Raw genomic sequence first — 22,785 nt, 5'->3', positions numbered from 1 at the left:
ATGATTCTGGGGAAAAGTACCGCTGACGAGTCGCCAGTGGTACTTTTCCCCACAAATGTCGGTGAGGTTATAGGCTTGCCTTGATCTTGCGGGCCAGTTCGGCGTCCCACATGGCACCGGTGGCGGACATCACCGAATCCGCACCGACCTTCTTGTACGCCGCGTAATCGGCGGGCGAAACCACGCCGCCCACGCCGTTGATCTCGAAGTCGAGGCCAGTCTTCTCACGGATGGCGGCGAGACGGGCCACCATGTCGAGGCCGGCGCCGCGAATCGCGTTGCCGCATACGCCGGAACGGTCACGGCCCGCGCCGGGCAAAGCCTGATTGCCATCCTTGTCCACGAGGCGCGCGGAGATCGTGTTGATGGTGCTGAAGCCCTGCACGGTGCCGCGTCCCACGGTGGAACGCACCATGAGCTCAAGATCGTCGTCGTTGGGGATGTACGCGAGCTTGATCATCAGCGGCGTATCGCCGATTTCCCGCTTCACGGCCTCGGTGATGCGGCCCACGAGCAGCGGGTTGTGGCACAGGAGACGGTTGTGCCCCTCGTTCGGGCAGCTGGTGTTCATCACCATGAACTTCGCGCCGGTCTCCTTGACCAGGCGAGCGGTGGTGGCGTGGTCGGCGATGTAGTCCTCCTCGCTCATGCCCTCCACGCGCGAGCCTTGGAAGCTCGGCACCAGCACCTGGCCAGGGCCGGCCGCGGCGATGGCGGCTTTCATGTCCGGCTGCCAGACATCCGGGTCCTGCGAAGGCACGCCGAAGCTGTTGGAGATGGAGATGGGCAGGTCGTAGTTGGTGTCCGCCAACACGCCTTCATCGAGTTCGGCGCTGCCGGGGGTCAGCGAGCCGTCCGCCGACTTGGGGTGCACGGCCAGCACGTTCGGGAACGGGTTGCAGCCCCATGCGCGCGAGCGCACGGTCTTGTAGGTGGCCAGGTCGAAGCCCATGCGGAAGGCCGCCGTGGTGTAGCGGCTGTTGAGCAGCGGGCCGGCGGGGATGCCGAATGCGAGGTTGACCGGCTGGCCGAGGAACGTGGCGGTCGGGGTGGCTGCGGAGCCGGAGTCAGCCGATGCGGCTGAAGCGGCTTCATCTCCAGCCAGCGCCTGCGCGAACGCCCCGAACGGACCCTGCGCGTAATTGTCCTCGTAAGTACGGTTCACATCGTAGAAAGGCTCGAAATCACTCATGACTCAACCATAAAACACACCGCGCCAACGGCTCACCGCCATCCCGCTATTGCGTCGCGCGCGAACTGGCTCACTCGACAAATCGCATCCGCCATCGCAGCGACGCAGACTGACGCACCCAAGCTGGCCCCATGAGCCCCGATCGTCACCCCACCATCGCGGCGATGAGGGACGCGATGGCGACGACGGCGTTGAGCACCACGAACGCGATGAACGCGGGCGAGGTCCAGCCGGCGTAGGTGTCCGGGATGGAGCGGTTCTCGCGACGGTATTGCGCAAGGCTTCGGCCGTAGAGCGCCAGCACGATCGCCGAGCCGATCACGCCAATCAGCGCGAGGACAATCGAATACATCAGATAGCCGCTGTCGCTGAGCCGGCCGGCGAGCAGTGTATCGATCACGCCGGAGAGGATCGCGTTGTTGAAGATGTGCAGCGCGATGGACCAGACCAGTGAGTATTCCATCGCCACGAAGCCCAGAATCAGGCCGAACAGGAAGGCGAACGTGCCCTGCACCACGTCGTCGTGGAAGAGGCCGAAGGCGAGCGCAGAGGTGAAGATCGCGAAGTTCTTGCCCAGCGGCTTGAGCTCCTTCATGAGCACCCCGCGGAACATCACCTCCTCGCAGATCGGCCCGACAAGCCCGATGTACAGCCACATGCTCACCGTCACGGCGGATTCATTGATGCTTTCGGATGTGGGCGAAACCAGATCGACGCCGCCCATCGACAGCAGCATCTGCACCAGCGAGACGCTGCCCTGCACGCCCAGTCCGAGCACGATGAACACGAGGAACCACTGCGGGCGCATGCGTCCGCCGCCGTATCGGCTCACGCGACCGCGCTGGTTGGGCTCGCCGTACGTGTCCAGGTGCGGCCCGCCGAGCCAGAATTCGCGGGTGAGGATGTCGCGGCGGCGCATGAGCAGCAGGAATCCGAACGCCACGGCGACCGAGATAAGGCTGATGATGCCGTCGCTGCTTGAGTAGGTGCCTCTGCCGGAAGCGAAGAGTCCGGTGGCGGCAGCCATGGCCACGATGCCGGAGGCGATGATCGCGCCCGCGTACATCATGCCCTCGTAGGCGAAGGTCAGGCCCATCGCACGGCCGACCACCTTCCGCCGCCACGTGCGCCACGCCTGCCTTGGGTCGACGGGAATCGCCGGAGGCGCCGGCGTCACCGGGCGCGGCGGGTAGGGCTGGTACGTCTGATATGCCGGATACGGGTACTGCTGTTGGTACTGGGGATACTGCGAGTATTGCGGACGATACTGCGGTTGCGCAGGTTGCGGCCGATACGGGGGCGCAGCCGGCTGTGCATATTGAGCATACTGCGGATACTGCTGGTATTGCTGCGTAGAGTTCGGCATGACGGGCTGTGCGGACTGCGGCACGGCCTGCCCTGCCGGCGGTACCGCGTATGGGGCCGACGGCTGCTGCGCCGCAGACGCTGCGTACTGCTGTTGCGGTGCCGCCGGCGCCGTGTACGACTGTTGCGGCATCGCCGGGTACGGCACCGGTTGTGGAGGCTGCGATGCTGGCAACGGAGACGCAACTGGCTGGACCGGTGGAATCGACTGATACCCGAGGGGTGTATTCGGCGTATTCGGCTGCCCCTGCTGAATCGGCTGATATTGGTTCTGGGGCGACTGGTACGGGCTCGTCTGGTTTGTCTGCGACGACTGCCCCGACTGGACCGATAGATACTCGTTCGGCCGAATCGTTTCATTTGCCTGCGGCAACTGCCGAGGCTCCCCCTGCCCCGCCTGCGGCTCCCGCGATCCGTTCGGCTGATTCACATCGTTCATGCTCATGGGACTCAACCTATCCGCCGTAACTGAACGAATCGTGAGGATGTCCACAAATGTCGACGAACATGCGGGGTCGTCAGGATGCCAAGGCCGTGTGGAATGTTCCGACCACCCATGCGACGAACCGGTAGGATGGGCACCATGGGCATTGAGAAGGGGACTCCGGTGCTGGTGGCCGCGGTCGACAATGATCGCATGGCGCTGCTGGCATTGAAGGGGATTTTGCCGCAACTGCTGCCGGCCGCGCAATGGCTGTGGGGTGTGGGCAATGCGGACGAGGCCGTGGCCAAGGCGCTCAATCCGGAGACGCGACCCCGACTGCTGCTGGTGGATGTGTCGCTTGGGGAGGCGACCGGCGTAAGCGTCTGCCGTAAGATCCGCGTGCGCACCGACCGTGTGATGCTGCTTGGCATCACCGCGTTCTCGGTGGATACGTATGCCGAACGTCTCGCGGCCGCGGGCGCGCAGGGCATCGTGTCGAAGGCCGATATCCCGCAGTTGGCCAAGGCACTGCGCACGGTGGCCGCCGGCGGCACGTTCGCCCCGGATTCCGTAGCATCGGTGACGTTCCGGACGGCGGCCGACGCATATCAATCGCTGACGGACAACGGGACAGCCACGCCGACCGTTCGCGGGACCGATGCTGGCGACGATGGCGCAGCCAATCGCGCCGCCAAACTCGGCGCCAAGGAATCCGAAACCCTGCACCTGCTCTCCCGCGGACTGACATACGACCAGATTGCCGCCCAATGGGGCGTGGCCGCCTCCACCGTCCGCACCCACGCCCACCGAGCCGTAGACAAACTAGGAGCCCATTCCCTGGCCCACGCCATTGCGATTTGGCTCAGTAATTAGCGGAATTCGCGCGCTGAGAATCCAGGTGCCGTCCTGTTTGCTGGTGTTGAGTGTGCCGCCGAGCGATTCGATGGTCGCACGCTGCAGGGCGAGACCGTCGCCGTGCTTCCGTCCGTGGACCAGCGTCCGGCGTTCGTCGGCGAGCGCATTGACCTCGCTGATGGCGATACCATCGCGGCTTATGTCAATGAACATGCTGTAAGCGGGCTCACCATCGGCCGCGACTTCGTCTCCGTCCGGCGTCCTGGTCTCGACATCCGGCTTCCCGGCCGCCTCGTTCATCGCGCAATGCCGCACGATGTTCGCGTAGATCTCCTCCAGCAATCCCATCGTCGCGCGACACACAGGCTCCGGCACCGGCGCATCCGGCACGGTGTCGAGACGACTCACGCCCGCAAGCCCCAGCATGCCCATCGCGCGGTCTTGATCCTCCACGTATTTCTCCACGGTCATATCGAAAGAATCGTGGGAAGCCTGCGGAATACTGTCCGAAGCACCCACCGCACCCGGCGACGCACGCAGCTCACCCAATTCGCGTTTGCCATTGAGCACGTCAATCACCTCATGCACCCGGTCCAGCGCGTGATGCGACCGCGCATAGATCGCGTCCAACATCTCGTCCCGCTCGCCACCGTCCTCCACTCCTTTGGCGCGCCAGGAGAGCATCGCGATGGTGGACATGTCGTTGGCCACCGAATCGTGAATCATATGGGCCAGTTCCTGCTCGCGGGTCACACGGCCCAGCAGCCGTTCGGCGCGCGCGGCCCGCTCCCCCGCCGCGGCCGTACGCCGGAACGCGGCGCTGCACACGGTCAGAAATCCCAGAATCATGAGATCCAGCACGAAAGTGGCCACGAATATGATGACCACATACTGCGGCAACGCCATACTTGCATCCACGGGTACCGCAACACCGGTACTACTCCCCGCCGAAGCCTCCCGATTGATGTTGTTGAGCGCGCTCACCACGCTCCGAATCACAGTGCCGCCCAGCGAGCCGAATCCGAACCATGCGCACCCGGCCGCATCCAGCACCGAAAATCCAGCCGGCAGCACGATCGCAACCCACCGTGGCATCACGTACCCGATGGCTAGGAACCACGCGGCCAGAGCGACCCCACCGGTCGTCCACACGCTCCAATTCGGCAGGATGCCGGCAGCCAGGCACAACGCCGGTCCCGCCACGCACAGCACGCGCGGCGCGAGCGGCAGCGCGGCCACCAGCGCCAGCCAGACGAACGCGCACACCATCTGCAGAGGACTGTGCGGCGGTATGGCGATCATCGCCACCACCTGCGCCGCATCCACCACGATGCTGGTCTTCTCCAGAAAATGCGGCTCCTGCCACCAGTCCAGCACGCGCCGGAAAAGACCAGGCATCTGAGCCAGCACACCATCAGCATTCTTCGTCATCGCCAAGTCCTTTCTCGCTCACCGCATCGTGTATCACTGCGCCACACGAATCGCCCCTGATCCAGGCACATCATCAAGAACGTCGCCGCCGAGACGCGACCCCGAATTCCGACTGCATCGATTCCGCCGACAACGCAACCGCAGCGTTCGGCGCGACATTCCGCTGGGATTCGTCCAGCTTCCGCCCACCACGCTCATGACGCCGCCCGTCCGGACGGTCGAACCGCGCGCCGCGGGGATCGCTGGGCCCAATCATCAGTACGACCGACGCCAGCCCGGACAACAGGTACATACCGAAGAACGCCAGCATGCCCGCGACCAGTCCCTGCCCGATGGCCGTATCGGAGCCGCCGCCGGCCACCCCGACAGCGATGATCACCGCGAACAGCACGACCACCGCGGCAACCTGCAACAGCGTGGGCAGCAGCAGCCACCATCCGCGGCGGTTCTCGTCGTGCAGACGCCGAATGGACAGCGAAATGGTCGGCACGAACATCACCAGTTGCGCGATTATCGTCGCGTTGCTGATGAAGTCGTCCAACGGCGAGCTGAGCATGGACGGATCCTCGGCACCGTTCAGCCCGATGGCGAGTCCGATGCCGTATGCCGCCGCGCCCAGCACGCCGGAAAGCACCAAGGTGAACAGCCAGACCCACCAGTATTCGCCGCGCGAGGCACGACCGTGGAAGATGAACGTCTTGCGGAAGCACCGCGTGACGGCCCGCCAGAAGCCGATGCCGTACCACGGGGCCCACAGCGGTGGTTCGTCGCGCAATCGCCATTGCCGGCCGGACTGTGATGGTTGTGGCGGCAGTTGCGGCGACGACTGCAACGGCTGCGGATTCGCCATCACGTACGGGTTCGGTGCCGCATATGGATTCGGCGAGTCACCCGGCGACTCATGTGCCTGACGCCATACCTGAGCGGCTTGCGGGTTCGGTTCGGGAATACCCATCATGCTTCCTTCCCTGTGATGACTCCACTCAACCGCATCCGGCCCGGTTCGTCCAGCCGGCCGCCGCGCCGGTCAACATCTGTGTACCGCTCCCCGCAGAGCGTAATCGCGTCGGATACAGTGGGGCTAGGCTGCGGCAGAACGGTGGAGGGCCACAACCGACGGACGGTTCTGGCCCTCGGCTTTTGTTGCACCGAAATCGACCTATATTCGGCGGGACTGCCGCTCAGTCGGCCCGCCGGCAGCTCCTTTGGCAAAGGGGAGCCGAGAAAAGGCCGTCGGTTTTGGTGTGCCGGAACATTGGCGGAAGGGGACATGATGAACGCGCAACAGGAATCCGGGCACCCCGGCGAATCCGACTGGCGGCCGCTGCCGCCGCGCGTGCGCACAGTGTGGCTTATCAACGAGGCGATTCGGACCGTCATCTGGCTGGTGGTCTGCGCCGTGGTCGCAATCGTATGCATGACGAACGGCTGGTGGGGCTTCTGGCAGCGGCTCATCGTCGCGCTGGCCGCAGCCTACGCGGTGTTGAACCTCGCCTTCCAACCGTTGCAGACCAAATACCTGTACGCCTTCACGCGATTCCGCATCGGCGAGCGCGACCTCGCCACCCGCAAGGGCTGGCTGTTCCGCCGCTCCACCACCACGCCGTACACGCGCGTGCAGCATGTGGACACCAAGCAGAACCCGGTGCAGCGGCATTTCGGGCTGACCACGGTGGTGGTGCACACGGCCGCCGACGAGCATGAGATCGCCGCGTTGGACACCGCTGAAGCGGAGCGCATGGTGGCGCTCATCACCGAGCGCGTGGCCGAAGCGAAGGACGACCTGTGATGACGGGCGGCGGATACGATACTGCCTCACATGCGGGAAAGCATGTCACCGTGAACCACACCGTCGATACCGCGGACGGCACCAAAGGCGACGCATACGGCAATAATGCAATCGGCCCCGGCGCCGGCCTTTCCAGCAAGCAGCCTTACGGCAACAGCGCGCCCGCAATCAGCACTGAACATCCTGACGGCGTGCAATCGCGTGACACCGAAAGCAACAGCGGCGCAAACCAGCTCGGCCGCAACCGCCCTGCCGATGACTGGCGCATGCTGCACCCGGCCGGGCTCATCGTCGCGACGGTCTCCTCGGTGCGCGGCATTATCGGCCTGTTCGTCACGTTCCTGGTGATTCTGCGCCGGCATCTGAGCGTCCCGATGATCGCGCTGGCCTTGGCGACGGCCATCGTGGCAGCGCTCATCCCGCCCGTCATCGAATGGCTGACCACCCGATATCGTTTGGGTAGCGACGGGCTGTCCTTCAAATCCGGCCTGTTCTTCCGCAAGCACCGGACCATCAGCTACGGCTCGATCCATGCCATCAACAGTTCGTCGCCGGTGTACCTGCAGCCGTTCGGCGTGGTGCGGCTCACCGTTTCGGCGGCCGGCTCGGCGGATACGGATATCCGGTTGGATGCGGTGCCGGCGGTGCTGCAACTGGAGTTGGAGACGTTCCGCGCGCAGGCCCGCACGGGTCAAGCGGCGAACGTTGGCAGCACTCAGGTGCCGCATGATGCTCGTCAGGCCGTCAACACTACTTTCGACGCAGCCGTCAACGATACCTCCGACGGTTTCGCGAAGACGCCCGGTATCCCCGAAGCCAACGTTCGCACGATTGCGGTCCCACCGAAACGCGACACCAGATATGACCCGGCCTACACTGCCGGCCCCATCGCGTGCGTAGGCAAGCCCGCGATACCTGCGGATTCACGCGGCCAAGCTCCGGTGTTCCGCGCCTCGGTGAAGGACATCCTGCTGTTCGCCGTCACCGATATCGGGTTCCTGGCCGCCGCGTTCGTGGTGTACGGCTTCGTACAGCAAGTGCAGGAAATCGTGCCGGAAAGCTGGGTGCGCGATGCCGAACGATCGGTGAGCGCCGTGGCGACCAGCAACCTGCTTTCGATTGCGCTGGCTGTGCTGGTCTGTGTGATGGTGCTGATGCTGGTGAGCATCGTGACCTCGCTGCTGCGGTTCTACGGTTTCGAGGTATGGCGTCGCGGCGACGATCTGGTGGTGGTGCGCGGCCTGTTCACGCGCCGCACGTCCACGATTCCGGTGAGCCGTATCCAGACGGTGATCGTGAAGCAGTCGCTGCTGCGCCGGCCGTTTGGTCTGTGCTCGGTGGGGTTGGGACTGAGTTCCTCAGCCACCGGAGAGAACGCGGAAGGCTCCATTTCGGCGGCGCGCATCTTGCCGGTGATCGGCACACGCCGGGTCTATGACGTGCTGCACGCGATGCTGCCGGAGTGGGACGTGCGCGAACCGGTCGTGCAGGCTGAGGTGCACAGCCCGATTGCGCGAGCCGCCGCCACCGGCACATCCGCCGGCTTAGGCAGCGGCGTCAACGCATCGCAGGCCGCGCAACCGCTGGAACCAGAACCTGCGGCGGGTCCGGTCATCCGGTACACCGGGCGCGGGTTGCTGCGTTATTACCTCACGATGCCGGTGATGATGACGTTGGCTGCGACGACGCTGACTTGGCTCGGCTCGGACGCCGACGCGGCAACGGCTTTCCGCACGGCGTTTGCGATTCCGGGGCTTGGCTGGTGGCCGTGGTGGCTGCTGTTCGTGCCCGTGGCCATCGGCTTGTGGTGGACCGCCGTACGATGGCTGAAGTCACGCGAGGAAGGGTATGCGTTGGTGCCGGATGCAGCGTACGGCAATAACGATGACACCTATGGCGGCAACAGCGGTTCCGCTGCCTCAAATGGCACTGATAACCGGACTGTACAAGGGCCTGCATCCCATGACCATGGCACGCATGTTCTTTCATGCGGTTTCGGAACGGACGGCCAGATGGTCACGCCGCATCATCGAATCGTGGCGACCGGCGCGGTCCGGCTCGCACGGTATACGACCATAACCACGAGGTCGCGCGTGCAGTCGATCACGCGATCCACCATGTTATGGCGGGAGCCGCGCGGCATCGAGCGGGTCCAGATGTCCCTGTTCGTGATGAACGGCATCGATTCGCTGCGATTCATGTTCCTGCGGCGCGCGGATGCCGAAGCGTTGGAGCAGTGGATGGAGGGGTAGAGCCGTGTTCCGCATGTCTGCGGCGTGAGATTGGCAAGTTTCGGACGCGAATATGCCGTTTAGTGTCCGTTTTTGCTAGACGCTAGTGTTGTTTGGATAATTTCGGCCGCACTGAGGCTGTTTTGGCTGTTTCAGGGCGGATAGATATGGAAAGGCCCCCGCTGGCTGGAACGTTCCGTTCAGCGAGGGCCCCTATGCGTATTGGCCAACGGACCCGGGCCTGCAATTATGGACTCGCTCTTCGAGCGAGGCTCAGTGTTGGCCTCGCCGGCTGTCGCGGCTCGGCGCAGGACCTGTGGGAAGTCCACCGGACTTCCCACAAGCTGATCAAGGCTAGATAATGCCTCGATCAGCTAACGGTCCTGCCCAACTCCCTTCCTCCGGCTCGCGGGCGGACTGGATGGGCTCTTCGGCCCAGTGCTTGGCGGGGATGGTCTTGGGTTTGAAGGGGAACTTTTCGGCGCGCATCTTCTCGTAGGCGGCGATGTCGTCCTCGTGCTGGAGCGTCAGGTCGATGTCGTCATAGCCGTTCATGAGGCGCCAGCGGGTGTAGTCGTTCACCTCGAACGGCAGGGTCACGTCGCCGCAGGTGACGGTGCGGGTCTCCAGCGAGACGGTCATCTCGCGGCCCGGTTCCTCCTCCAGCAGCTTCCACAGCAGTTCGACGGATTCCTGCGGCATGATGGCGGCCAGCACGCCGTTCTTGGCGGTGTTGCCGTAGAAGATGTCGGCGAAGCTCGGCGCGATGACCACACGGAAGCCGTAATCGTGCAGCGCCCACACGGCGTGCTCGCGGGAGGAGCCGATGCCGAATTCGGGGCCGGCCACGAGGATCTGGCCCTTGCCGGCGTATTCCGGCTGGTTGAGCACGAAGTTCGGGTCGCGGCGCCAAGCGTAGAACAGGGCGTCATCGAAGCCGGTCTTGGTCACGCGCTTCAGGAACACGGCCGGGATGATCTGGTCGGTGTCCACGTTGGAACGGCGCAGCGGCACGCCCACGCCGGTCAGGGTGGTGAGTTTTTCCATAATAAAAGTCCTTACATATCCGGAATATCCGGCTCCCCTCGTCGAGGGGAGCTGTCGTCGCAGACGACTGAGGGGGAGCAACCTTGCGGAACCAACCGAGGCTCCCCTCAGTCCGCCCCGCGGCCGGCTCCCTTCACAAAGGGGAGCCAGAGAAGCAGTGGTTTACAGATCGGCGGGAGACGAGATCGTGCCGCGGATGGCGGTGGCGGCGGCCACTGCCGGGGAAGCCAGATGCGTGCGCGAGCCCTTGCCCTGACGACCCTCGAAGTTGCGGTTCGAGGTCGAGATGGAGCGCTCGTTCGGCACGAGCTTGTCCGGGTTCATGCCCAGGCACATCGAGCAGCCGGCGTTGCGCCATTCGGCGCCGAAGTCCTTGAATACCTTGTCAAGGCCTTCTTTTTCCGCTTCCAGACGCACGCGGGAGGAGGCCGGCACCACGAGCACGCGGTGGATGGAATCGGCCTTGTGGTGGCCCTTCATGATTGCCGCGGCCTGGCGCAGGTCGTCGATGCGGCCGTTGGTGCAGGAGCCGATGAACACGGTGTCCACGGCGATGTCCTTGATGGGCATGCCGGGCTTGAGGCCCATGTACTTGATGGCGCGCTCGGCGGCGGAACGCTCGGTCGCGTCGGCGATCGTGGCGGGGTCCGGCACGTCGGCGGTGATCGGCAGGCCCTGGCCGGGGTTAGTGCCCCAGGTCACGTAGGGGCCGAGCTTGGTGGCGTCGATGTCCACCACCTTGTCGAACACGGCGTCGTCATCGGTCTTAAGCGTCTTCCAGTACGCCACGGCCTTGTCCCACATCTCGCCTTCCGGCGCGTGCGGACGGCCCTTGAGGTACTCGAACGTGGTCTCGTCCGGCGCGATCATGCCGGCGCGGGCACCAGCCTCGATGGACATGTTGCACACGGTCATGCGCTCGTCCATCGTGAGGTTGCGGATGGCCTCGCCACGGTACTCGATGACGTAGCCCTGGCCGCCGCCGGTGCCGATCTTGGCGATGATGGCCAGAATGATGTCCTTGGCCGTGGCGTCCGCCGGCAGCTTGCCGTTGACGTTGATGGCCATGGTCTTGAACGGCTTCAGGGACAGGGTCTGCGTGGCCATCACGTGCTCGACCTCGGAGGTGCCGATGCCGAATGCCAGCGCACCGAACGCGCCGTGCGTGGAGGTGTGCGAGTCGCCGCACACGATGGTCATGCCCGGCTGGGTGAGACCCAGAATCGGGGCGAAGGCGTGCACGATGCCCTGATCGGCGTCGCCCAGCGGGTGCAGACGCACGCCGAATTCCTTGCAGTTCTTCTCCAGCGTGCTCAGCTGCAGCGCGCTGGTCTTGTCCGGATTCGGACGGTCGATGTCAACGGTCGGGGTGTTGTGATCCTCGGTGGCGATGAGCTGATCGACGTGGCGCGGCTTGCGGCCGGCCAGACGCAGGCCCTCGAATGCCTGCGGGCTGGTGACTTCGTGCATGAGCATCAGGTCGATGTACAGCAGATCGGGCGCGCCGTCGCTGCCCTTGCGCACCAGATGATCGGCCCAGACCTTCTCGGCCAGTGTCGTTCCCATAGCGTTTCCTCCAAAAAATTCCGCGCGAGGTATTGTGTTCGCGCCTTGTTCGTGGTAATAGCCTAAGGGGAGTTTTTTGGGGCAGCCACAAGCAGGCCGGATATTGAGATATGGCTCATTACGAGCCATTGACCCCTCGCGATTCGTCTTGTTCGCGATGGTCACTTCGTGAGACTCTTCCCCGATTTGCCATTTCACTATGTGAGATGGCATAATCGCCATTATTATGACTGATTCCCTAGAAGAACCGCTCGACCACAACCTGACCGAATCCGAGCCGATTGAAGAGGCAGCCCCGAAGGATGACGGGGAGATTCATTCCGGTGTTGGCGTACTTGATAAAACCGTAAAGATTCTCGACGCCCTTGAGTCCGGCCCCTCCACGCTGGGCCAGCTCGTGGCGGCCACCGGCCTGGCCCGCCCGACCGCGCATCGTCTGGCGATCGCGCTTGAACGTCACCGTTTCGTACTGCGTGACCAGCACGGCCGTTTCGTGCTGGGCTCCCGTTTCGCCGAGCTGGCCGCGGCCGCCGGCGAGGACCGACTGCTCACCGCCGCCGGCCCGATCCTGCGCACCCTGCTCGACCGCACCGGCGAGTCCGCGCAGATCTACCGTCGTCAGGGCGATCAGCGCGTGTGCATCGCGGCCGTGGAGCGCGCCTCCGGCCTGCGCGATTCCATCCCGGTGGGTGCCATGCTCTCCATGGAAGCCGGTTCCGCCGCCCAGATCCTGCTGGCCTGGGAGGATTCCGACCGTCTGCACCAGGGCCTGCGCCACGCCAAGTTCACCGCTACCAAGCTGGCCGCCGTGCGCAAGCGCGGCTGGGCCGAATCCGTGAACGAGCGCGAGGACGGCGTGTGCTCGATCTCCGCGCCGATCCGCAACGCTTCCGGCCAGGTCATCGCCGCCATCTCCATCTCCGGCCCGACCGGCCGTATGGGCGCCGCCCCCGGCCGCCGCTACGCACCGCTGGTCATGGCAGCCGGCAAGTACCTGACCGAGGCTCTGGTCAAAGCCGTGCGCTGAGGGGATAGCGGGTTACTCAATACATAAGGAATCGGCCTTTGGCCGATGCGATATTTTCCGCAGCTGACGCTGCTTCTCTTCTCTCCCTCACCCGCTTCGCGGGAGCTCCCTCGTCAGAGGGAGCCGAGACCTATATATGTAGACTTGGATCCCTCTGACGAGGGAGCTGTCGAACGAAGTGAGACTGAGGGAGAGAAGGAGCGCAGGCGCAAAGCCTGCAGGAAACACTGCATCGGCCAAAGGCCGATTCCTTTTTTGTCAAAGGTTTGCCAAAGGCCGATCCCTTTGCCTATCCCTTCACTTAAACAACCCAGTCAGCTGACTCCACAGCGACGGCTTGCGCAACAAATCGTCGCCTTCGCCTTCACCGGGAGTCTGCTGGTTCACCGCATAGGTGTACGCCCGCTTGGAGCTGGGCTTACCCACCAGTTCACCGAATTCCAACAACTGCGTACGCGGCTCGTACGGGTGGCGGATGTCGAATTCGATGAGTCGCGTGGCGCGCTTGGCCGGTGCCGGCCCGTACGTGTTGAAGCCACAGGTGGGCGTGGCCATGAGCAGCAGTCCCTCGGTCTCGCCCACGAATCCATTGCGATGGTCATGCCCGGCCACGACTCCGATGTATCCCTCACTGTCACGCAACACCGCGAACTCCTCCGAGCGGTCCGGGCAGGAGATGCCCTCTCCCAGATAGCCGCCGAGCTGGGTTTTGTCCTCGTCCAGCACGTAATAGGTGCTGGCGTGTTCGCGGTAGCCCTGCATGGCGAAGGCCGCGGTGGCCGCCACCGGGCGCAGCACCTGGTAGTACTCCGGCAGCGGCATGTGCTGGAACACCATCGATTTGGCATCGATATGCTCCGGCAGCACACGCAGGAAGGCCATCGCCGCATCGGACGGCGTGCCGAAGCCACCGCCGCGCGCGTAATCGCCGGAGTTGACCAGCACCAGGCCCAGCACATCGCGCGTGCAATCCACATCCATCACCGGCAGCGCGAACGTGCCCGGTTCGCAGGGCACGGCATCCGCCGCCGCACCGCCGACAGCCGGGGCCGGTCCTCCATCGTCGGCAGGCTCGGACTCACCGATGACGCCGACGGTGCCATCAGGCCCACAAGTATATATGGTCTGCTTCGACAGCAGCCCGTTCGCCGGTACAACCGGAGTCGCCGCCCCTCCGGACTCCCGCACCGCCGCATCACCGTCGACGTTGCTCTCACCGGACGCCCCCACGAACGACCCCGGATTCACGCATCCGGGAAACTCACGGTAGATGGCATCCAGTTCGGCATCGCTTAATCCGCATTGAAAATCATGATTGCCGTACGTCACCGCCCACGGGATGCCGCGCTTGACCAACGGCTCGACGCTATGCCAGACGGCCTTGCGCACCAACTGGCGCGTATCCTCCAGAGCAGCGGCGCGGGCGGCCTCGCTTTCGTCGGCCGCGGACCCCTCGCCCTCCACACGCCACCGGCGCTTGCGGAACGTGGCCGCGAACGCGGGATCATAGCCGGCGATCTGGTTGCCGGAGAAAATCACCAAATCCGGGCGTGAAGCGTCAAGGCTGGCCTCGATGAGGGCCATCGTGTCCTTGGCGATCTTCGGACCGTCCTGGATGTCCGCGATCTGCAGCACGCGGAACTTGCCGGAATGGTGGAACTGCAGGCGCCCAAGGCGCGCGGAGATAGAAACCGGACGGTCGTCTTCGGCGTCGGCCGGCTTGATGCGGGGCTTCGTCATGCCCTCAGGCGCACGCTGTGTTTCCGTCATGCCCTCCACTGTACAGTTTCTGCAGGCAACAAACGAAAAGGCCCGCCGGAGCGGGCCTTTTCTTCTCAAGAGCAACTACTGGAGCAGAATCTCTGCACAACATCATCGTTGTAACGGTAAGTCTTTCCAATGCCCGTCCAACGTAACAGTCCTCGTGACCATACACTACTTGTGGGCTCTGCTCTGTTCAGTTGTTCTTGTACCTCATAATCTATTCACCCCTCGCGCCGCTCGCAACCCGCGTCCGGCCATTGTTCGGTTTTTATCGCAAATGTGCAATCGGACACGACTTTCCACGGCAATCGAGCTGAACCGTTCATATCGAACCCGACCGATGTTCGCTTCTGTGCGTTTCACCATTGCCAACGGCGTGTCGCACGCCCGGCGAAACGAAGCCCGCACGGACTCCGCACGCACCCCACACCAATATGAACGGCCGTTGAATTCTGGCGCGTTAGCCCGTTCACCGACCACGCCAAAGCATACGATATAAGCTATGGCACAGATATTTGACGCACCATCGAAGGCAATTCTGCGAAGCCAAATCGCAGAGCACATTGCCGAAACAGACAAGAACGACCGCCGCGTCGATCAGGAGGGCGAGGCCCCGCTGCCGCAGGACCGCTTCTTCGACCGCGAACTGAGCTGGCTGAAGTTCAACCAGCGCGTGCTGGAGTGCGCGGAGAACGAGGATACCCCGCTGCTTGAGCGCGCCAACTTCGCCGCGATCTTCGCCTCGAACCTGGACGAGTTCTTCATGGTCCGCGTCGCCGGCCTGAAGCGCCGCATCGACTCCGGCATCGCGGTGCCGTCCGCCGCCGGCCTGAGCCCGCGCCAGCAGCTGCGCGCCATCAGCGAGACCGCGCACCGTCTGCAGGACGAGCACGCCCACTACGTGATCAACACGATCCTGCCGGAACTGGAGAAGGAGCACATCGTCCTGCTGCCGTGGGACAAGCTCACCTCCGCCGAGCAGGAGCGTCTCTCCCGCTACTACCGCCAGCAGGTCTTCCCGGTCCTGACCCCGCTCGCCGTGGATCCGGCCCACCCGTTCCCCTACATCTCCGGCGGCTCCATCAACCTGGCCGTGATCGTGGAGAACCCGTCCTCCGGCAAGTCCCACTTCGCCCGCGTCAAGATCCCGGGCAACCTGCCACGTCTGGTGCCCGTGGACGACATGACCGACGAGGAGTCCAAGGACGAGCGTTACGGCTTCATCACCATGGAGAAGCTGATCGCCGCGCACCTCGAATCCCTGTTCCCGGGCATGATCATCAAGGAGGCCCGCTCCTTCCGCGTGACCCGTAACGAGGACATCGACGTGGAAGAGGACGACGCCGAGAACCTGCTCAACGCCATGGAGAAGGAGCTCCTGCGCCGTCGCTTCGGACCGCCGATCCGTCTGGAGATCACCGATTCCACCAGCCCGTTCCTCTCCCAGCTGCTCGCCGACCAGCTCGGCGTGAGCCAGGACGAGGTCTACCGCCTGCCGAGCCCGCTGGACATGACCGTGCTCTTCGAGCTGGGCGGCGTGGATCGTCCGGACCTGAAGTTCCGCCCGTTCGTGCCCACCACGAACCGCCAGATCGCCGAGGTCGAGTCCTCCCGCGCACAGGACATCTTCGCCGCCATCCGCGAGCGCGACATCCTGCTGCACCACCCTTACGACTCGTTCTCCACGTCCGTCCAGGCCTTTCTGGCGCAGGCTGCTGCGGATCCTAAGGTCCTGGCTATCAAGCAGACGCTCTACCGAACCAGCTCCAACTCCCCGATCATCGACGCGCTGATCGACGCCGCGCATGCGGGCAAGCAGGTGCTGGCCCTGGTGGAGATCAAGGCCCGCTTCGACGAGGACGCCAACATCGCCTGGGCCCGCAAGCTCGAACGCGCCGGCGTGCACGTGGTGTACGGCATCGTGGGCCTGAAGACCCACTGCAAGCTCATCGAGGTGGTGCGTCAGGAGGCCGACGGCCTGCGTCGTTACTGCCACGTGGGCACCGGTAACTACAACCCGAAGACCGCGCGTCTGTACACCGATCTGGGCCTGCTGACCTGCGATCCGGTGGTGGGCCAGGATCTCACCCGCCTGTTCAACCAGCTCTCCGGCTACGCGCCGAAGTCCAGCTTCCACCGTCTGCTAGTGGCCCCGCGTACCGTGCGTTCCGGCATCATCCAGCGCATCCGCCGCGAGGAGGACGCCGCCCGCGCCGGCAAGGAGGCCTGGATCAAGATCAAGGTCAACTCCATCGTGGACGAGAAGACCATCGACGCCCTGTACCGCGCCTCGCAGGCCGGCGTGAAGATCGACATCGTCGAACGCGGTATCTGCGCCCTGAAGCCCGGCGTGCCGGGTCTCTCGGAGAACATCCGCGTGCGTTCCATCCTCGGCCGCTTCCTGGAGCACTCCCGCATCTACGCCTTCTGCAACGCGGACGGCCCGCAGATCGGCGAGGGCCCGGCTTCCGGCCCCGAGGTGTACATCGGTTCCGCCGACCTCATGCACCGCAACCTCGACCGTCGTGTGGAGGCCCTGGTGCGCGTGACCGCGCCGGAGCAGGTGGATGAGCTCATCAAGTACGTGGACCTGCAGATGGCCGACTCCACCGTGAGCTGGCACATGCAGCCCGATGGCACCTATGTGCTGCACACCAAGGACGACGAGGGCCGTCCGCTGGTGGACAGCCAGGAGTACCTGATCCGCAAGCACACCCGTCGTCGCGCTTCGCACAACTGAGCGGCCCGGCCTGCGTGAACGTTCACGCGGAAGACTGCTACAGTGGTTCATGGACAGAACGTAACGTTGCCCGGTTTCCCGCATACCAGCGGGGACCGGGCTTCGTCGTTTTATAACGGAAAACTACGTAGCGGCAGTGGGTTTTGCCCTACAATGACCAGTGATGGGTACCAGCAAAATGAGACATATCGTGGAAGCCGCCGGCGGCATTCTGTACCGGTGGAAGGCCGGTTGCGGCCCGGCTTCGGAAACCATCGACTTCACCGACCATCGATCCCCGGACGATTCCGGCACACCCCTTGGCGGGAGCGCTTCGGCGAACCCCGCAAACCATACGGACGGCACCGACGCCGCTCCTTCGTCGACCGGCAAGACATCCCCGAACGATGCGGTTTCGGGGGGTAAGGGCGGTATTTCCCCCGACGGCAACGTACTGGACCGCATCGAGCTATGCATCGTGCACCGGCCGAAGTATGACGACTGGAGCTGGCCCAAGGGCAAGCTCGACCCGAACGAATCGGCGCGACACGCCGCCGTGCGCGAAATCGGCGAGGAAACCGGACTGCCGGTGGCGCTCGGCCCGTATCTGGGCGACGTCTCCTACCCGATGTCCGAGGAGGGCAGCAAACACCGCCACACCAAGGACCTGTCCTCGGATACCAAACACGTGCAGTTCTGGATGGTCTCGGCCATCAGCCCCATCGACAACCTCAAGCGCACCAAGGCGTTCGGACCGGTGCATCGCGCGGATGTGGGCGAAATCGACGAAATGGTCTGGCTCACGCCCATGGAGGCACGCAAGAAGCTCACCCATTCCACGGACAAGGACATGCTGGCCTTGTTCGTCGACCGCGTGCAGGAAGGGGCGCTGGAGGCGCTGCCATTCCTTATCGTGCGGCACGGCAAGGCCGAGGCGCGCAAGCTATGGAAGGGCACGGACGCCAACAGGCCCATCACGCCGCGCGGCGCGGCGGCCGCCTACGCGCTCAATTACGAGCTCGCCTGCTTCAACCCCGTGCGACTGACCACCTCGCCGTGGATCCGCTGCATGGAGACGCTGCAGACGTTCTCATGGCAGACCGGACGGCCCATGGTCACGCTCGACGCACTCACCGAGGACGCCTACGCGCGGGATCCGGCCGCTGCATGGGACTGCCTGCTCAGCGAAATCGAATACATGCTCGCCCGCCGCGAACCCACCGCCATCTGCATGCATCGGCCGGTAATCGGTGGTATGTTCGAGCATCTGCGCGAACTGTGCGCCTCCCCCACGTTGGGCAAACGACTGATCGCCAAAACCCCGTACATGCCGACCGGCACGGCGATGGCCCTGTTCGTCATCCCCGGACCGGACGGCCCGAAGATCATCGACATCCAGAAGGTTCATCCACTTGTCTACTAGACCCGCGTTCCCCGACTCCTCCAATTCCTCGGCCGCCGCTGCCGCCGCCCATGCCGCGCATGGCAGCGGACTCGGACCGGGCTTCGGCTCCCTGCGCTCGGCGGGGGCGGCGTTCAGTCCGGCCCGCATGGGCTCGCTGCGCCCCTCGCGTCCGGCTCAGCTCGACCCGAACGTGGCCGACGGGCTGGCCGGCGGCATGGATCCGCAGGCCATCAGCGAGATGAGTCACCTTTCGGCGGCCGCGCTGCTCGACCGCGTGCGGCACAGCGAGGATCCGGAGGTGGTGCGTCGCGTGCTCACCTTGGTGGAGACGGTGGGCGTGGATGAAATCGCGGAACTGTGGAGCGACGCCGAGCCGGATTCGCTGCCCGGCGTGCTGTGGCGGCTGTATATGCTGCGCACGTGGATGCGCACGCACCGCGACTCCATCGCTCGACTGTGGCGCGTGGGCGAACCGGTGGCCACCACGGCCTCCGCCATCGCCGGCGTGGATCAAGCGCCCACCGAGGACGACATCGCGCGTTTGGCCGATTCGATTCTGTCCGGCGCGTTCGTGGGCGATTTCGCCGTGGCATTGGAACGCGCGGCGGCGTTCACCGACGTGGTGGCGCTGGGATTGCGTGTGGAGGCCAAGCGAATGGTGCAGAGGGCCACCGCCAATGGCGGCATGTCCTCGGTCGATGAGGAGAAAGCCGTGCGTGCACGTGCCGCGAAGCTGCTGCACACCAGCGGCAATCTCATGGCCACCGCGCGTGATTTCGCGCATGGTGCGAATCTGTGGCGTCGAGGACGGTTGGAGTAGGCCCGTAGTCGGCGTTGGATGGCCCGACCACAGGCCTGCAAGGTCGGCGTGCCACCTGCCGGCGGCACGCTATACTGGTGAGTCGCGTCGGACCGTGCTTAAGCCCCGGGCTCCATTTATTGCCGCTGCGAGCGGCCCTTGCGCCGACAGGCGCTTTCGCGGTTCGGCGCTTTTCCATGCTCTTTTTAATTAGGCGGTCTCACTCCCGTTCGAGGCGCAACCCCTGCGCGAGCGGCGAATCGGCCGGCGCGGCGGCATCGAACGCAACCCCCGGCTCAAGGCCGAGCAGCAACGACAGCACGGCGACGGACGAGGCTGCGGACCAGGCCTGCGGATGGCAGGCGGCCGGGTAGGGTGCCGGGCCGCTCTCCCCTGCGTCGCCGGAGTAGAGTTCAGGGATTTGGAAGTCGAACGCGGCGGCCGCGCGCACCAGCCCTTCGGCCACCTGCAACGCTTCGGCAGTGTACCCCTCCGCGCGCAGACCGTTCATCACGATGGCGCTGTCGTGGGCCCAGACCGAGCCGCAGTGGTAGCTTTCAGGCCAATAGCCGCCGGCGAGCGTGCTCATCGTGCGCACGCCGTAGCCGGAAAGCATGTCCTCGCCGGCCAGCCGCCTGACCACGTCGGCCACGCCATCCTCGTCCAGGATGCCGGTGCCGAGCAGGTGCCCGATGTTGCTGGTGAGCGAGTCGACCGGACGCTTGTCCTTGTCCAACGCGATGGCCGGGTATCGGCCGCGGCCGTCGTCCACCCAGAACTGCTCGTTGAAGCGGGTCTTGAGTTGCGCGCCCCATGCGCGCCATTCATCGGCGCCGGGCCGACCGAGACGCTCGAGCACGTCCGCGCCCAGCATGGCGGCCTGGTAGGCGTACCCTTGCACCTCGCACAAGGCGATGGGACCGTCCGCGATGCGGCCGTCGTTCCAGCGCACGGAGTCGCCGGAATCCTTCCAGCCCTGATTGCTCAGACCATGGCCGGTGCGGTCGATGTACTCCAGGAAGCCGTCGCTGTCGCAATCGCCCCAGTCGCGCAGCCAGGCGAGCGCCGCCTCGAGGTTGGGCAGCAGCGCGCGCACCTCGTCCTCGGGGGCTCCCCAGCGCAGCGCCTCGCCGAGCAGGATGATCCACAGCGGGGTGGCGTCGATGGTGCCGTAGTAGAGCGGGGGCAGGCGCATGCCGTCGTCGAACGCGCCGGTCTGCACCAGCGTCTCCGCGCGCAATTCGTGCATGATCTTGCCGGGGTCGGCGTTAGTCTCAGCATTCGATTCGGTGGCTTGGAAGTGCGCGAGCGTGCGCAGGGTGCCCATGGCGGTGCGGGTGGTCAGCGGCAGCATGAGCCGTGCGGCCCACAGGGAGTCGCGGCCGAAGAGCGTGAAGAACCAGGGTGCACCGGCGGCCAGGAATTCGTCGTCCGGCAGGGCGGGAATGGCCATGCGCAGGCCGGCGAGGTCACGCAGGGAGGTGTTGGCCCAGTCGGCCACGCGACTGTCCGCGGCATGGACGGTGATACCGGCCCATGGGCTTGCGGAGGCGGCCGCCGTCACGGCGTTGGCCTTGGCGTCCACGGCGACGGTCAATCCCACGCTTACGTTGCCACGGGCGGGCACAGTCAGGTGCCAAGCGAACGTGCAGTTGAGGCCGTCCACGGTGATGGTAGGAGCGACGGTTTCGCCAGTAACGTTCGCAGTGTCCGGCGTCACGTCGACGGCGATGCTGCCGTACGTCACGTGCGCGGCGGGTTCCTGGTCGTCATGCGGTACGGCGATGACGACCTGTCCGCTTTCGGCCGCGGCGGACGGGGTGCCGCCCTTGATCTCCTGCATCGTGGCCATATCGAATCGCAGGGTCACAGCGAAGTCCAGTTCCACCGGTTCGGTGAGCACGCTGGCGATTTCGAAACGTTCGGCGAGCGCGGCGGGCGTAAGTTCGCGGGTTTCGGTGACGCACACGGACGGGTCCACGGTGGGTCCGTCGATGTTGCGGGCCACGAGCGAGGTGACGCTGCGGCCGGTGGCTGCCGAATTCCATGCAATCGGCGTGGGGGCCTCGCCGTTGATGGCGGCGACGATGCGCGAGAGGATGCGGGTGTCACCCACGTAGTAGCCGGCGAGGTTGGCCGCGCCCGCGTGCGGAACGGAGGCGTCGACCGTGCCGTCCGCTTCGGCCCACAGCTGGGCGGGGGCCGTGATGATCGGGCGCATGTCGTGCATCCACGGCTGGCGGATCTGCTGGGATGTGGTCATAGTTGGTTTCTCCAAGGATTGAAAAGTGTTACGGATATTGGCCCGGCGCTACTCCTTGACGGAGCCTTCGGAGCTGTTCATGATCTGCTTCTGGAAGACGAAGAACAGCACGGCCACGGGGATGGTCATGACCACAGCCGCCGCGAGCTTGACCGGGTACTGGTTGCCCTGCGAGAGCTGGCCGCTGGCGAGCGAGGCCACACCCTTGGTCAGGGTGGTCAGCGACGAGGACTGCGTGGAGACGATGAAGTGCGAGAGCTCGTTCCACGATCCCTGGAAGGACAGGATCGAGATGGTCACGAGCGCAGGACGGGCCATCGGCAGCACGATCGACCAGAAGATGCGGAAGGTGCCCGCACGGTCGATCATCGCCTGCTCCTCCACGGACCTGGGGATGGACTCGAAGAAGTTCTTCATGATGAACACGCCGGCCGCGTCGATGAGCAGCGGCAGGATCATGCCCGCGTAGCTGTCGTAGATGCCCAGGGACTTGATGATGAGGAACTTGGGGATGAGCAGCACCACCATCGGCACGCTCATCACCGCCAGCAGCAGGTTGAAGATGAGGTTGCGGCCGCGGAATTCGATGCGGGCGAGCGCGTAGCCGGCCAGCGAGTCGAAGAAGACTCGGCCGAGGGTCACCACGATCGTCACGATGAACGAGTTCTTGAACCAGACCGGGAAGTCGGAGTTGAGGAACAGCTTTTTGTACGCGGCGGTCGTCCAGATTTCGGGGACCAGGGCCACCGGGTTGGCCGTGGCGTCCGCATCGGTCTTGAAGGAGGTGGCCACCTGCGTGACGAACGGCATGATGTAGATCAGTGCCAGCACAATCAGGATGAGGTACAGGATGACGCCGCTGTCTCGGAATCGTTTGAACCAGGAGACGTTGGTGGTCTTGTTCATCG

General features: G+C 64.7%; 16 protein-coding genes. 7 read left to right on the top strand and 9 right to left on the bottom strand.

Annotation, left to right across the window (positions count from 1 at the left end; translation table 11 throughout):
* Nucleotides 1–67: 67 nt before the first annotated feature.
* Both DF196_RS04945 and DF196_RS13555 read right to left on the bottom strand, forming a co-directional pair.
* Nucleotides 68–1,192 carry a beta/alpha barrel domain-containing protein gene (locus DF196_RS04945; RefSeq protein WP_109056777.1) on the bottom strand — a complete coding sequence of 375 codons (1,125 nt, stop codon included), beginning with the start codon at nucleotides 1,190–1,192 and terminating at the stop codon, nucleotides 68–70.
* A 145-nt stretch (nucleotides 1,193–1,337) separates the two neighbouring features.
* A complete protein-coding gene (locus tag DF196_RS13555) occupies nucleotides 1,338–2,690 on the bottom strand; it encodes a CPBP family intramembrane glutamic endopeptidase (protein WP_241519590.1) in 1,353 nt (450 codons plus the stop codon).
* A gap of 450 nt (nucleotides 2,691–3,140) precedes the next feature.
* Here DF196_RS13555 and DF196_RS04935 point away from each other — a divergent pair, with 450 nt between their 5' ends.
* Nucleotides 3,141–3,854 carry a response regulator transcription factor gene (locus tag DF196_RS04935; RefSeq protein ID WP_158276269.1) on the top strand — a complete coding sequence of 238 codons (714 nt, stop codon included), beginning with the start codon at nucleotides 3,141–3,143 and terminating at the stop codon, nucleotides 3,852–3,854.
* Here the strand turns inward: DF196_RS04935 and DF196_RS04930 are convergent.
* A complete protein-coding gene (locus DF196_RS04930; RefSeq protein WP_109056775.1) occupies nucleotides 3,804–5,267 on the bottom strand; it encodes a histidine kinase dimerization/phosphoacceptor domain-containing protein in 1,464 nt (487 codons plus the stop codon). The two genes, DF196_RS04935 and DF196_RS04930, sit on opposite strands and share 51 nt — an antisense overlap.
* 73 nt (nucleotides 5,268–5,340) lie before the next feature.
* Nucleotides 5,341–6,225 carry a DUF805 domain-containing protein gene (locus tag DF196_RS04925; protein ID WP_109056774.1) on the bottom strand — a complete coding sequence of 295 codons (885 nt, stop codon included), beginning with the start codon at nucleotides 6,223–6,225 and terminating at the stop codon, nucleotides 5,341–5,343.
* A 312-nt stretch (nucleotides 6,226–6,537) separates the two neighbouring features.
* On the opposite strand from DF196_RS04925, the gene DF196_RS13430 reads away from it, so the two are divergent.
* Both DF196_RS13430 and DF196_RS04915 read left to right on the top strand, forming a co-directional pair.
* The gene (locus DF196_RS13430) at nucleotides 6,538–7,056 is read left to right on the top strand and encodes a PH domain-containing protein (protein WP_158276268.1); all 519 of its coding nucleotides are present in this window, start codon (nucleotides 6,538–6,540) and stop codon (nucleotides 7,054–7,056) included.
* Nucleotides 7,056–9,308, top strand: a complete 2,253-nt coding sequence (locus DF196_RS04915; RefSeq protein ID WP_109056773.1) for a PH domain-containing protein — start codon at nucleotides 7,056–7,058, stop codon at nucleotides 9,306–9,308. Before DF196_RS13430 ends, DF196_RS04915 begins: the two co-directional genes overlap by 1 nt.
* Nucleotides 9,309–9,641: 333 nt before the next feature.
* Here the strand turns inward: DF196_RS04915 and leuD are convergent, their stop codons facing one another.
* Both leuD and leuC read right to left on the bottom strand, forming a co-directional pair.
* Nucleotides 9,642–10,334, bottom strand: coding sequence for a 3-isopropylmalate dehydratase small subunit (leuD, locus tag DF196_RS04910; protein ID WP_109056772.1), 693 nt, complete (start codon nucleotides 10,332–10,334; stop codon nucleotides 9,642–9,644).
* Nucleotides 10,335–10,496: 162 nt separating this feature from the next.
* Complete coding sequence (leuC, locus tag DF196_RS04905; RefSeq protein WP_109056771.1) at nucleotides 10,497–11,900, bottom strand: 3-isopropylmalate dehydratase large subunit; 1,404 nt, start codon at nucleotides 11,898–11,900, stop codon at nucleotides 10,497–10,499.
* Between the two features lie 226 nt (nucleotides 11,901–12,126).
* On the opposite strand from leuC, the gene DF196_RS04900 reads away from it, so the two are divergent.
* Nucleotides 12,127–12,927 carry an IclR family transcriptional regulator gene (locus DF196_RS04900; protein ID WP_109056770.1) on the top strand — a complete coding sequence of 267 codons (801 nt, stop codon included), beginning with the start codon at nucleotides 12,127–12,129 and terminating at the stop codon, nucleotides 12,925–12,927.
* A 297-nt stretch (nucleotides 12,928–13,224) separates the two neighbouring features.
* Here the strand turns inward: DF196_RS04900 and DF196_RS04895 are convergent, their stop codons facing one another.
* On the bottom strand, nucleotides 13,225–14,697 hold the full coding sequence (locus tag DF196_RS04895) for a metallophosphoesterase (RefSeq protein WP_109056769.1): 1,473 nt from the start codon (nucleotides 14,695–14,697) through the stop codon (nucleotides 13,225–13,227).
* A gap of 496 nt (nucleotides 14,698–15,193) precedes the next feature.
* Between DF196_RS04895 and DF196_RS04890 the strand changes: the two genes are divergently transcribed.
* From DF196_RS04890 to DF196_RS04880, 3 genes are all read left to right on the top strand, one after another.
* Nucleotides 15,194–17,431, top strand: coding sequence for an RNA degradosome polyphosphate kinase (locus DF196_RS04890; RefSeq protein ID WP_109056768.1), 2,238 nt, complete (start codon nucleotides 15,194–15,196; stop codon nucleotides 17,429–17,431).
* A gap of 160 nt (nucleotides 17,432–17,591) precedes the next feature.
* Nucleotides 17,592–18,833, top strand: coding sequence for an NUDIX hydrolase (locus tag DF196_RS04885; protein WP_421728445.1), 1,242 nt, complete (start codon nucleotides 17,592–17,594; stop codon nucleotides 18,831–18,833).
* Nucleotides 18,823–19,635 carry a hypothetical protein gene (locus DF196_RS04880; protein ID WP_109056766.1) on the top strand — a complete coding sequence of 271 codons (813 nt, stop codon included), beginning with the start codon at nucleotides 18,823–18,825 and terminating at the stop codon, nucleotides 19,633–19,635. The genes DF196_RS04885 and DF196_RS04880 overlap by 11 nt, the downstream gene beginning before the upstream one ends.
* Nucleotides 19,636–19,834: 199 nt before the next feature.
* On the opposite strand, the gene DF196_RS04875 is transcribed toward DF196_RS04880, so the two are convergent.
* Complete coding sequence (locus DF196_RS04875; protein ID WP_109056765.1) at nucleotides 19,835–21,877, bottom strand: glycogen debranching N-terminal domain-containing protein; 2,043 nt, start codon at nucleotides 21,875–21,877, stop codon at nucleotides 19,835–19,837.
* Nucleotides 21,878–21,925: 48 nt separating this feature from the next.
* Nucleotides 21,926–22,783 (bottom strand): carbohydrate ABC transporter permease, encoded by an 858-nt coding sequence (locus DF196_RS04870; RefSeq protein WP_109056764.1) that lies wholly within the window; start codon nucleotides 22,781–22,783, stop codon nucleotides 21,926–21,928.
* Nucleotides 22,784–22,785: the final 2 nt, after the last annotated feature.

This window comes from Bifidobacterium callitrichidarum (assembly GCF_003129905.1).
In the GTDB taxonomy this organism is placed as follows: domain Bacteria; phylum Actinomycetota; class Actinomycetes; order Actinomycetales; family Bifidobacteriaceae; genus Bifidobacterium; species Bifidobacterium callitrichidarum.
This window is presented reverse-complemented; position numbering and strand designations above follow the sequence as displayed.